The organism is Mycobacterium sp. (assembly GCF_032162605.1).
Lineage (GTDB): Bacteria > Actinomycetota > Actinomycetes > Mycobacteriales > Mycobacteriaceae > Mycobacterium.
Map to the genome: position 1 here is coordinate 1 of NZ_JAVROT010000459.1, position 10,992 is coordinate 10,992.

General features: G+C 66.9%; 9 protein-coding genes and 1 pseudogene. 6 read left to right on the forward strand and 4 right to left on the reverse strand.

Annotation, left to right across the window (positions count from 1 at the left end; genetic code table 11):
• Positions 1-231: 231 nt before the first annotated feature.
• Entirely contained in the window at positions 232-1,152 is a 921-nt protein-coding gene (locus tag QOI01_RS25590) for an alpha/beta fold hydrolase (RefSeq protein WP_526385982.1), read from the forward strand.
• Here the strand turns inward: QOI01_RS25590 and QOI01_RS25595 are convergent.
• Complete coding sequence (locus tag QOI01_RS25595) at positions 1,142-2,509, reverse strand: flavin monoamine oxidase family protein (RefSeq protein WP_526385983.1); 1,368 nt, start codon at positions 2,507-2,509, stop codon at positions 1,142-1,144. The genes QOI01_RS25590 and QOI01_RS25595 overlap by 11 nt on opposite strands.
• Before the next feature lie 75 nt (positions 2,510-2,584).
• Between QOI01_RS25595 and QOI01_RS25600 the strand changes: the two genes are divergently transcribed.
• On the forward strand, positions 2,585-3,565 hold the full coding sequence (locus tag QOI01_RS25600) for a TIGR03617 family F420-dependent LLM class oxidoreductase (RefSeq protein WP_526385984.1): 981 nt from the start codon (positions 2,585-2,587) through the stop codon (positions 3,563-3,565).
• 45 nt (positions 3,566-3,610) lie between these two features.
• The gene (locus QOI01_RS25605) at positions 3,611-5,125 is read left to right on the forward strand and encodes a flavin-containing monooxygenase (RefSeq protein WP_526385971.1); all 1,515 of its coding nucleotides are present in this window, start codon (positions 3,611-3,613) and stop codon (positions 5,123-5,125) included.
• Between the two features lie 81 nt (positions 5,126-5,206).
• Here the strand turns inward: QOI01_RS25605 and QOI01_RS25610 are convergent, their stop codons facing one another.
• The gene (locus QOI01_RS25610) at positions 5,207-6,829 is read right to left on the reverse strand and encodes an alkaline phosphatase D family protein (protein ID WP_526385973.1); all 1,623 of its coding nucleotides are present in this window, start codon (positions 6,827-6,829) and stop codon (positions 5,207-5,209) included.
• Between the two features lie 252 nt (positions 6,830-7,081).
• Between QOI01_RS25610 and QOI01_RS25615 the strand changes: the two genes are divergently transcribed.
• Complete coding sequence (locus QOI01_RS25615) at positions 7,082-7,258, forward strand: hypothetical protein (protein WP_526385975.1); 177 nt, start codon at positions 7,082-7,084, stop codon at positions 7,256-7,258.
• Positions 7,259-7,314: 56 nt separating this feature from the next.
• Here the strand turns inward: QOI01_RS25615 and QOI01_RS25620 are convergent, their stop codons facing one another.
• Complete coding sequence (locus QOI01_RS25620) at positions 7,315-8,430, reverse strand: Rv3169 family protein (RefSeq protein ID WP_526385977.1); 1,116 nt, start codon at positions 8,428-8,430, stop codon at positions 7,315-7,317.
• A complete protein-coding gene (locus tag QOI01_RS25625; RefSeq protein WP_526385979.1) occupies positions 8,430-9,569 on the reverse strand; it encodes a phosphotransferase family protein in 1,140 nt (379 codons plus the stop codon). Before QOI01_RS25625 ends, QOI01_RS25620 begins: the two co-directional genes overlap by 1 nt.
• 41 nt (positions 9,570-9,610) lie before the next feature.
• On the opposite strand from QOI01_RS25625, the gene QOI01_RS25630 reads away from it, so the two are divergent.
• Positions 9,611-10,213 (forward strand): TetR/AcrR family transcriptional regulator C-terminal ligand-binding domain-containing protein, encoded by a 603-nt coding sequence (locus QOI01_RS25630; protein WP_526385981.1) that lies wholly within the window; start codon positions 9,611-9,613, stop codon positions 10,211-10,213.
• Positions 10,214-10,219: 6 nt separating this feature from the next.
• Positions 10,220-10,992 (forward strand): annotated as a pseudogene (locus QOI01_RS25635) (hypothetical protein); the annotation flags it as partial.

A 10,992-nucleotide genomic window follows, 5' to 3' on the forward strand; every position in this document is an offset into this window, starting at 1 on the left:
CTCTCACGTCGGGGTGAGCTACCCGTCGACGAACTGGTGACACGCTTCGCCGTCGAGGAATTCGGCGACGCGTGGACCGCCGCGAAGACGGGCGCCGCCGTCAAGGCGGTGGTCGTGATGCCGCGCTGAACGTCGTGATAGCTACAATTCTGCAGCCGCAGGCAAAGGTGCCGCGGCGGATCGGAGCGACACGTGTCGACGAGTTCGAGGCGGCTGGCCGTGCTGGACGCGATGCCAAGAGGTCGCGCCGTCGACGTCCACTCGGCGGACGGCACCAGGATCCATACCGAGGTCTTCGGCCCCGAGGACGGCTATCCGATCGTGCTGACGCACGGCATCACCTGCGCGATCCGGGTGTGGGCCAACCAGATCACCGACCTGGCAGCCGACTACCGCGTCATCGCCTACGACCACCGTGGCCACGGACGCAGTGGGGTTCCGCCGCGCCGTGGCAAGCAGAGCCACTACAGCCTGGACTTCCTGGCGGCAGACCTCGATGCCGTGTTGGACGCCACGCTCGCACCGGGGGAGCGCGCCGTGATCGCCGGCCATTCGATGGGCGGCATTGCGATCACCTCTTGGGCGCAGCGGTACCCGCAGCGGGTTCGGCAGAACGCCGACGCGGTTGCGCTGATCAACACGACGACCGGTGACCTGCTGCGCAACGTCAAATTCCTTCCGGTCCCGCGCCCACTGACGGGTAGCCGTGTCCGGGCCGCGGGATCACTGCTCAAGACCTTCGGCGCGGCGCCGCTGGTGCCCGGCTCGGTCCAGCAGAGCCGCAAGTTCGTCGCCCAGCTCGCGATGGGCCGCGATGCGGACCCTGCGATCGCCGACTTCGTCTTCGACCTGTTCGCCGAGACCCCACCCGCAGGCCGGGGTGGCTGGGCTCGCGTCTTGGTCGATTCGCTTGGGCCGAAGCACATCTCGCTGCGGAACCTGACCGTGCCGACACTTGTCATCGGCAGCCGCTACGACCGCCTGCTGCCCATCGACGCATCCCGCCGGATCGCCGCCGATGCGCCGAACCTGGTGTCCTTCGTCGAGATGGCCTGCGGTCACTGCGCCATCCTGGAACAGCCCGACGAGGTGAATCGGGAGCTGCGCGCCTTGGCCGAGTCGGTGCAGGAGAAGCGGCGGATCAGCTCGTAGGGGTGAGGCTCGAAGGGGTGAGGTAGGCGGCGACCTCGCCCGCCGCGCGTTGCCCCGACCGGACCGCGCCGTCGAGGAAGCCCGTCCACTGATCGGCGGTCTCGGTGCCCGCCCAGAAGATGCCGTGCACCGGTCGTCGTAGCCACTGCCCGTAGGTCGTCCAGGACCCAGGGGGTACCGCCGCGGTCGGACCGCCTGGGGCGAACTGCTCTGCGCTCCAGCGGTGGTCGACGTAGTCGATGGGATGCAGGGCGTCATCGCCGAACAGGGTCGCGAAGCATTCCAGTGCGCGTGCACGCCGCTCACCGGGTTCGAGCGAGTCGAACGTCCGCGCGTCGGCGAACCCGAGCAGGATGCCGGGGCCTTCGTCGGAACTAGAGTCGCCGGGGCTGACGTCGAACGTGATGAACACGGGCCCGTCGTCGGAGAGCGCCTCGCCCGATTGCCCTTCGGCGCGCCAGAACGGCGTCTCGTAGGCGGCGTAGGCCTTGCTGAGATTGCCCTGCGGCCAATGCGCTGCGAGTTCGGCGTACCCGTCGGGCAGTCCTGGCTCGAACGTGATCGACGCGCGGTGTGCGGGTGGGACGGCGATGACGACGGCGCGCGCCTCTTGCCGGCCGGTGGTCGTGTGCACGACCACGCCGTCGGCGACGCGTTCGATGCGTTCGACCACCTGGTCGAGCCGCACCCGGTCGCCGAGGTCCTCGGCCATCCGAAGCGCGATCTGCTGGGTGCCCGCGGGGAAGCGGTCCTGCTGGGCCCCGCCCTCGACGTCGAGCATGGGGCCGATTCCGCCCGCGGCCTTGATGTAGCGCACGGCGTGCAGCATCGACACCTCGTCGGGCTCGCAGCCCCACGTCACCCTGGACATGATCGCCATCAGGTCCCGTGTGCTGGCGCCAGCGTGCACCGACCGCAGCCAGCTCTCCAGTGTCTGCTGGTCCAGCCGGTCGGCGATCGTGGCCGTCCACGGCTCGCTCAACGGGATCTGTCTGCTGAGCCGTTCGAAACGCCACTGGATGCGCGAAACGTCAAGCAGCTCAAGGATGGACAGCTTGGGAATGGTGCTGCGATAGGACCGGACCCGGCCACGCCAGTGGATCAGGTTCTTACCGTGGCCGTAGGTCGGCACGGTGGGGCAGCCGAGCTCTGCCGCGAGCGCGTTGACCTCGGTCTGCGTGGGCCCGACGAACGTGCCGCCGAGGTCCACCGGGATGCCTGCGATGGTGGTCGTGTACGACCGTCCGCCGACGCGGTCACGGCCTTCGAGCACGGTCACGTCGTAGCCAAGCGCGGTCAGACGGCGCGCGGCGGTCAGTCCGGCGAACCCTGCGCCCACGACGACGACGTCGACCATCGTTGTCTGCTCTTCGCGCCAGCGCTCATCGCCGGCCGGGATGGTCACGTGACTAGGCTCTCACGCGTGCAGGTCATGACAGCGTTGTTCGGGCCGATGGATGCGCCCGAGCGGGCGCGGGCGCTGCGCGACGCGGGCGCCACCGGGGTGTTCACCTTCGAGGGACCGCACGACGTGTTCGCGCCGCTGACACTCGCCTCGACCGTCGGCGGGCTCGACCTCATGACCAACGTGGCGATCGCCTTCCCGCGCAATCCGATTCACCTCGCGCATCAGGCGATCGATCACCAACTGCTCGCCGACGGGCGGTTCATCCTGGGCCTCGGCACTCAGATCCGCACCCAGATCGAGAAGCGGTTCGGCGCCGACTTCGACAAACCCGTCGCCCGGATGACCGAGCTGATCGGCGCGATGCGCGCGATCTTCGCCTCGTGGACCACCGGCGAGCGTCTGACCTTCCACGGTGAGTTCTACCGGCACACCCTGATGACCCCGAATTTCACGCCGAAGGACATCCCCCACGGGCCGCCGCCGATCTACGTCGGTGCGCTGGGCCCGCGGCTCACCCGGGCCACCGCCGAGGTCGCCGACGGACTGCTCGTCATGCCGTTCGGCTCGAAGCGCTTCCTGCACGACGTCACCATGGCGAAGGTCGCGGAGGGTCTGACCGCATCGGGCCGCACTCGCGACGAATTCGCGGTGGTCCCCGAGATCATCGTCTCGGTCAGCGACGAGGACCCCACCCACGCGTCCACCCGTCAACTGCTCGCGTTCTACGGGTCGACACCGGCGTACCGCCCGGTGCTCGAGGTGCACGGTTGGGGTGACCTGCAGCCGGAACTCCACGCACTGTCCAAGCAGGGGCGCTGGCAGGAGATGGGCCGGCTCATCGACGACGACGTTCTGCACACCATCGCGGCGTGCGGCACACCCAAGGAGATCGCCGCCCACATCCGCGATCGCGTCGACGGCGTCAGCGATCAGGTGTGCGTCTACCAGCCCGCACCCATGCGGGTGGACTCATTGGCTCAGATCGTCGACGCGCTGCAGGGTTGACGCCCTATCGTGGGTGGTACGGAGCGGGACCAGAGGAGGTTCTCCATGGGCGGCGAGGCAGATCGCAACACGCCGGAGTACTCGGACGTGCTCATCATCGGTGCCGGAATTTCCGGCATCGGGGCGGCGTATCGCATTCACGAGAAGAACCCAGAGCTCAGCTACACGATTCTCGAACGGCGCGAACGCATCGGTGGCACGTGGGACCTGTTTCGGTATCCGGGCATCCGCTCGGACAGCGACATCTTCACGCTGAGCTACGCCTATGAACCGTGGACGCGTCCCGAGAACATGGCCGACGGCCCGGACATCCGCGAGTACCTGACCGACACCGCGAGCAAGCACGGCATCGACGATCACATCCGGTTCGACACCCACGTGAAGTCTGCGGACTGGGACTCGGAAACCGACACCTGGACCGTTCGTACCGAGCAAGGTGGCCCAGACGGTCCAACTGACACGGCCTACCGTGGCAGCTTCCTGTTCTTCGGTACGGGCTACTACAACTACGACGAGCCCTACTCGCCCGACTTCCCCGGACTCGAGGATTTCGCCGGCGACGTGGTGCATCCGCAGTTCTGGCCCGAGTCGCTGGACTATGCCGGTAAGAACGTCGTCGTCATCGGCAGCGGCGCCACGGCGATCAGCATGATTCCGTCGCTGTCCGAGAAGGCGGCGCACGTCACGATGCTGCAGCGCTCGCCCACATACATGTTGTCCATGTCGCGGATCAACCCGGTTCTGCATGCCGTTCGAAGAGTTCTGCCGCGCAGGATGACCCACGCGCTGGCGCGGTTCCTGTTCTCGGCCGTCACCACGCTGAGCTACGCATTCGCCCGCAAGGCGCCCAAGACGTTCACGCGACTGGCTCGAAAGACCGCGATGCGGTACCTACCCGCCGGCTACGACGTGGACACCCACTTCAGGCCCCGCTACAAGCCGTGGGATCAGCGCTTGTGTGTCATCTTGGGCGGCGACCTCTACAACGAGATCAGCGAGGGCCGCGTCGAGGTGGTGACCGATCACGTCGACCACGTCGATGCCACGGGTATCGCGCTGAAGTCCGGCGGTCGTGTCGATGCCGACCTGATCGTCACGGCGACCGGCCTGCAGCTTCAGGCGCTCGGCGGTATTTCCCTGAGCATCGACGGTACCGACATCAAGCCAACCGAACGGTTCGTCTACAAGGAGTACCTGCTCGAGGACGTCCCGAACATGGCATGGTGCATCGGCTACACCAACGCATCCTGGACTCTGCGCGCCGACATGACGGCGCGTGCGGTGGCGAAGTTGTTGGCCTACATGAAGTCTCACGGTTACACGCACGCCTACCCGCATCTGGGGGGCAGGCCGATGCAGGAGAAGCCGACGTTCGACCTGCAGGCTGGCTACATACAGCGTTCACCGAATGCGTTGCCGAAGTCGGGTATTCATCGACCGTGGAACGTCCGCCACAATTACGTGCTCGATCTGATCGATCACCGATTCGACCGCATCGAGGAGTCGATGGTCTTCGGCCGCGTCGCGGCCAGGCAACCCCAGCAGCCCCAGACCGTCTGAGGCGCACCCACCTCTTGGCGCGAGCGTGCGTGTCTGTACGCGACACGCCGCGGGGATGTGGCGCGAGGCGCACGCTCGCCGTTAGTCGGTCAGCGAAATCCTGGCGACTTCGGCCAGCTCGCCAGTATCGCGCGGCTGCTCGAACAGGACTTCGGCACTGCGACCGGTCGCGACGAGGGTCGCGATCGTGTTGCCGAACACCGGACCGCTGAGGTTCCTCCACGTGATGGGCAGCGGCGGCGATCCCTTCCGACGCGCGTAGCGCCGGGTGACGCGGGCCAGCCGCCGCGACCATCCGAGTCTGAATACCGGTTTGACGAACATCGGAACGCAGTTGTGCACCGGTGAGCACACCAGCTGGTGCACCCGGGTCGACGCGGAACCGGGGAGCTCTGCGCGGGCCGCGTAGCTGTGGTGCACGTCGCCGGACAACACCGAGATCGTGGCCGGGCCACCCGACTCGTGGGAAGCCGTGGCCACGATGAGGTCGCTCAGCCGCAGGAAGGATTCCAGGAACGCGGCCCAGTGCTCGAAATCCGCAGCCTGACGCACCTTTTCGGCGAGCCGCCCCCGCCTGCCCGGGCGGGAGGCCGCGATTTCGTTGGCGGACTGCAGGTCACCGATCGCCGGAGGGAGCAGCCACGGCAGGGACGAGCCGAGCAGCAGGTGATCGAGCTGGTCGATGCCGTCGTTGACCTGCTCCTCCAACCAGCTGAACTCGCGGTCGCCCAACATCTTTCGGTCGCCACTATCCAGGATTCGCGCATTTCGCGAGTCGATTATCACCAGCCTGCTGCGCCCCAGATCCCAGCGGTAGCTGAACCGTAGCCCCTTGTCTCCGTCGACCTCACCGTCTGCGCGGTCGGCCAGCTCGGCGAGATGCGGCCAGGAGTCGCCGTCGGCGGCCAACACCTTCTGGTAGTCGGGGTCGCTGATCAGTTCGGCGGGGCTGAGGTTGCCCAGATGTTGATAGACCCAGTACGACGCCAGGCCTGCTCGGATGCGGTCACGCCACCAGGGTTTCTCGTTGACCTCTCTGCGCCACGCCGCCGAGGTGTTCCAGTCGTCCCTGATGTCGTGGTCGTCGAAGATCATCGCGGTCGGCAGCGTGGACAGGATCCAGCGGATCTCCGGGTCGCCCCAGGTATGTCGGTAGAGGCCCTCGTACTCCGTGAAGCTGACGACTTCGTCGGGCGGGCGCTTGCCGACGGTGCGGCGGCCTGCGAGATGTTGGCGTGCCTGCGGCGTCAGCTCGTCGGCGTACACCTGGTCACCGAGCAGCACCAAGGCGTTCGGCCACCCCTCAGTCGGGGTGGTGGTCAGCCTGCCCGCGTAGCAGTCGAGCGCATCGAGCCCGAGCTTCTCGTCGAGCTTCGCGTCACCGGTCTTCGGGTAGCGACAGGACCCGAAGATGACCCGCAGCCGCTCGGCGGTGCCGGGCCCTCGCGTCCTGATGACACTCGGTGGGAACGGGGAGTCCGGATCGGGCCAGACCCGTTGACCATCGACGTGGACTTGGTATTCGGTCGTGGAGTCCGGGGTCAGCCCTTCGACGGGCACCAGGGCGTAGTGGCAGCCCTGCACTTCGAAGGTGACCGCGGAGCAGCCGAGCACCTCGACGGTGGCCGCTTCGATGGTCTGGACCCAAACCATCGCCGTGGTCTCACCCACATGGCGAAGGATGGGACCGAGCAGGAGGGACACCTGCCCAGCCTAGGGCGGTCGTTCGTCTCGGTCCGCCAATCCGTTTGCCGTGCTGTGACGCAGGGCACCCGCAGCGGGCCCTCGATCGCCCAATCCGCACCCCGAACCGGTTGATTCCTGCCAGTGGCCGATCAATCACTGCCATCGGAATTAAAGCGCTTACCTGGTGGTTTAACCCGTCAGACCGGCCGAGAAGAGCTCCTACCGGCCGACAGGGACCACAAGAGAAGCAGTAGAGGAAGAGGGATCATCATGAAGAAATTCGGATTCGCCAGCATCGCCACCATCGCAGCCACCGGTTTCGCCGCCGCCGTGTTCGGCCTGGCCGCTCCCGCGAACGCGGACGTCGACCACCACCAGTGGGTCAGCGACATCCAGCAGCACGCCACCGTCGGCACGGTCACCTCGACCGTCGGCAACGGCCGCTGACCCAGACAGCGAAGAAGGGGCGCCCGCCAAGCGGGTGCCCCTTCTTTCGTTCGGGGCTAGTCGGCGACCGTCAGCCAGTCGGCGAACCCCGATGGGTCGTGGCGACCCAGCGCGCCGTGCTCGAAGAGGCCCCACCCCACGACCGGGGTCCCGTCGGCTGGCGTGCACACCGCGCGCCCGACGTGATCGATGACGCCGAAGCCGGCCCGCCCGATGATCGCCGGGTCGGTCATGTCGTAGGTCAGGCGTTCGGTGAACTTGTCGCCCTTCCACACGCCGTGGGTCCAGTCCGAGTCGCCGCCGTAACCGCCGCCGACGTGAATCGGCACCGGCAGCTTGGATTCCACCTCGAAGTGCACCACGGTCCCGTCGAGCGCGGTCGCGTCGATGCTGGCGCCCTTGGGGATCCGGGTGCCCGAGTTGTAGTGGATCTTGATTCGCGGCCAGCCGAGCTGCTCGACGCGGCCGTCCTTCCAGATCCGCGTGCAGTCGTTCAGCGAACGGAATCCGTTGGGCTCCTCCTGGATGATGATGACGATCGAGAAGTCGTCGAAGGCCATCGGCACGTAGAGCCACCACATGCCCTCGAACGGCGGATCGGCAGGCCGCCCCGCAGGTTCGGCCTCACCGATCGGCCGGATGCCCCAGGACCGGTCACGGGTGCCGATCCAGACCTCGGGGTCGACGGTGATCTGCTCGCCGTCGATGGCGATGTGACCACTCCACGAGCCCAGTTGGGCGAACCGCTGCGCTTCGAGCGTGACCCGGTTGCCCGCACGCAGGGTGTGTGGCTGCTCCTGCACGACGTCGAAGAGCCCGTTCCAGGTTAGGTCGACGGCCATGCCCTCGGTCTCGTCCATGACGATCCGCAACCGGTGCAGGGGCTCTTGCACCTCGACGCGGTAGCCGTTGACGTGTTGGTTGAGCCGGTCCTGGTCGATGGAATCCGACAGGTGCACCGCGGTCTGGGTGTCGCCCCTCCTTACCAGCACGAAGGCGTCCTTGACGCCCAGGTTCGGGTAGTAGCCGATGCCGGTGATCAGGAATACGTCGCCGGTGCGGTCGTGGGCGTTGTAGTAGGACCGGTCGTAGAAGTTGCGGTCCGAGGACCCCGGCCACGCGATGGGCTTCGGGATCTGGTGAACGGGATACTCATCCATCGGTCCGAGCATCAGTCGTCCTTTCCGATCAGCCGTCGCAGCAACGAGGCGTGGTAGAACAGCGACTCGACGTCGTCGGGTTTCTCGATCTCGCCGAACCGAACCCGTCGCGCACTGGTTCGCATGAACACACAGCACCAGATGACGCCGGAGTACACGTAGAACCAGCGGAGGTCACCGAGTGTGGCGCCGGTCAGTCCCTCGTAGGTGCTGCGGACGTCCTCCTCTCGCATCACGTCGGGCAGCCCGGCCAACCCGGCCAAACCGGCGAGTTCCTGGAAGACCATGTGCGAGAAGATGATCCACGCCACGTCGAGTTCGCGCGGCCCCACGGTCGCCATCTCCCAGTCCAGCACGGCGACGGGGCGGAAGTCCTCGTAGAGGACGTTGCCGATGCGCGAGTCGCCCCACGCCAGAACGGGCTCGGTTGCTGCGACATCCGAGGGAAAGTTGTCCTCCAGCCACGCCAGCGCACTCTCGACCAGAGTCGACCTGCCGATATCGGGGACGGCGAAGTCGTACCAGTCCTTCAGCCAGCCGAAGTGCCTGTCCAACGGGGTGTCCCCGGGCGGGTCGACCTCGGACAGGAAGGCGAACGTGTCCTCGGCATTGGGGATCGAGTGAAGTTTGGTCAACACCTCGACGGTGGAGTCCTGCAGCTCGCGCTGTCGTTCGACGGGTGCGTCGGCGAACCAGTTTCCGCCGAACGTGTACGGCATGACGTCGGGGGGCACGATGCCGTCGACGTGGTCCATCAGGAAGAACGGGGTGCCGAGTACGTCACCGGAGTTCTCCATCCATCGGACGCGGGGGACCGGCACGTCGGTCAGCTCGCCGACGAGCCGGATGACGTCGAACTGGTGGTCCAACCGGTAGCTGGGGAACACCGGGACGTCCTCGGCGCTCGGGGCGACGCGCGCCACCCACTTCTGTTCATTGGGCTGGCCGTCCTGCTCCCACTTCCCGGTCAGGATGATGGTCTCCGAGGACATTCCGTTGGAGTCGACGCCACTCTCGACGGTCACCTCGGGGGCCGTTCCTCCCGGCATGACGGTGGACAGCCACTGCGACATGACCGAGGGCAGGGTGCTGTTGTCGCGAGAGGTGTGCTGCAGGCGGCTGACGTCTTCGACAGCCGGTTCGTTGGCCACGGTTTACCCTTTCGAGCAATTACGATACGGTGAGTAGCGTTATGAAAGCAGACCGGGGTTCCGATGACAAGACCCCGGGCGCAGGCCGCCCGCGTGACCCACGTATCGACGTTGCCATATTGGAGGCGACGGCGGATCTGCTCGCCCAAATCGGTTATGCGAATCTCACGATGGCCGCTGTCGCCGAACGCGCAGGCACCACGAAGACGGCGCTGTACAGGCGATGGTCGAGCAAGGCCGAACTCGTTCACGAAGCCGCCTTTCCCGTGGCCCCCACCGCGCTGACGACGCCCGAGGGCGACATCGTCGGTGACGTGCGGGCCATGGTCGCTGCCGCCCGCGACGTGTTCACCAGCCCGGTTGTGCGGGCCGCGCTACCCGGACTCATCGCCGACATGGCCGTCGACGCCGAGCTCAACGCCCGCGTGATGGCCCGTTTCGTCGGGCTGTTCGGCGTCGTCAGGGAGCGGCTGGTACACGCCGTCGCCCGTGGTGAGGTCCACGCCGACGTCGACCCCGAGCGCCTCATCGAGATCATCGGTGGCGCAACCCTTCTGCGGCTGCTCCTCGATCCCGGCGGGGAGCTCGACGACGTCTGGGTGGAGCAGACCGCCGCTATCATCAGTCACGGCGTGAGGAGGTAGGGGATCATGTCTGCACCCGTGGTCTCGACACGCAACGGGTTCGCCGGCGCGGACGTCGACGAACTGGGCTTGCGTCGCACCCTCGCCCCGGTATCTCCGCAGGCATTGGTCGCGGCCGCCACGGACGTCGAGGCCACCGCCGTCGACCGCGAGGATCGCTGGGGATACGGCCGCATGGTGCGCGGGTCGATTTTCGGTGGCTTCACCTACCTGTACGAATTCCTCTGGGACGGCACACCGGTCGGCGCCGCGCACACCGTCGAGATTCCTGTCTTGTTCGGCAACCTCGACTCGCCGTACGGCGCCGAGCTCTACGGCACGACGCCTCCGCCGGGCGCCTTGGCACTCTCCCGGAGTATGGGAATGGCCTGGAGGTCGTTCGCCACCAATGGCGATCCGGGCTGGCCGCGGTTCGACTCGAAGAGCCAGCTCACCCGCATGTTCGGCGCGGAGCCGGAGGTCGCGCGCTATCCCGAGCAGGCGTCGCAGGCCATCTGGGCGGGCTACGAGTTCGACCCGTTCCCGCTGCGGACTGAAGATCCTCCCAGCGAAACGCCCGACACGGCAGATAACGTTGAGCCCATGTACGTGCAGCTGACCCTGAACGACGAGGACGGGGTGCCCGAGGTTTACTCCACTCCGCCGTGGACGGACGACGCCGACGGACGGGCCGAGACCGCCCGGGTCGTCGTCGATCCGGTGGGCAGGCCAGACGGTGAACGGTCCGGGGTCCTGCTCACGATGACGATCGGGGAGGCGTTGATCCTCGGTCGGCGAAT